Genomic DNA, 891 nt, shown 5'->3' with positions numbered 1-891 from the left:
AAGCGGTCTTAGGAAGACAAATATGTCTGGCAACTCCTTGGCTCACAGAACGACATGGCTACGATCCGACTTTGCCACCGCGTGCGCATCGGCGATGTCTGTGGCCGAGGCCAGCGCGCGGTCCGCTTCGGATGCAATTTGCGCAGTGCAGGCGATGGCCGCCGAGCCATCAATGTCGGCGACCACCGCTCTGCCTCCCTCGCGCGCGATAGCGAGGGCGCATGCCTTGCCGATGCCTGCGCCGGTCACCACGGCCACCTTGTCTGCAAACCGTCCCATCGTGTCCTCCTGGATGGCATTGGTCTCTCGCGGCATGGCGCTCGGCCCTCCGCTGGAGAAGGCGCAGGGTCGGCACCGGCGCGCTCGCCATCGCCAGCGTCGCTTTCGATGACCCGAATGGCGGCGACCGGGCACTGGCTCGCCGCGAGCCTCACGGCGGCGTGCAGCGCCTGCGGGACCGTCGCCACGCACACTTCGGCCACGCCGTCCGGTTCGCGCTGGCGAAAGGTGCCCGGCAGCGTCAGCACGCACTGCCCGCTGGTTCCGCACAGGTCCTGGTCGACCACGACGCGCATCTCAGCTCCCCCGCGCATGCAGCCGCACCGGCAGCGCGCGGAACGTCCGAAGGAACGCGGAGGGCTCCCGGGTCGGCTGCTCGGCCAAGGCCAGCGTGGGGAAGCGCGCCTGGATTCGCGGCAGGCTCTCGGCTAACTGCACCCGGACTAGTTGCGCACCGAGGCAGAAGTGAATGCCGTGGCCGAAGCTCAGCATGATCTTCCCGTCGGTCGACATGCCAGGACTGGTACCGTAGAACCGCGCGGGATCGAAGCGGTCGGGATCGGCGAAGGCGTCGGGGTCGCGATTGCCGGCCGCGATCAGCATGCGCACGTC

1 protein-coding gene and 2 pseudogenes are annotated in these 891 nt (G+C 68.4%); all 3 read right to left on the bottom strand.

Going from position 1 to position 891, the window contains the following annotated elements; all coding sequences use genetic code 11:
- Positions 1-72: 72 nt before the first annotated feature.
- Positions 73-279: pseudogene (locus tag QJT82_RS45485) on the bottom strand (SDR family NAD(P)-dependent oxidoreductase); the annotation flags it as partial.
- A 7-nt stretch (positions 280-286) separates the two neighbouring features.
- Positions 287-575 (bottom strand): annotated as a pseudogene (locus tag QJT82_RS45480) (ferredoxin); the annotation flags it as partial.
- A 1-nt stretch (position 576) separates the two neighbouring features.
- Positions 577-891: cytochrome P450 (locus QJT82_RS45475; RefSeq protein ID WP_281446738.1), on the bottom strand; the 315-nt coding region annotated here is incomplete at its 5' end.

It is taken from the genome of Bradyrhizobium sp. Mp19, from assembly GCF_029952935.1.
Lineage (GTDB): Bacteria > Pseudomonadota > Alphaproteobacteria > Rhizobiales > Xanthobacteraceae > Bradyrhizobium > Bradyrhizobium elkanii.
This window is presented reverse-complemented; position numbering and strand designations above follow the sequence as displayed.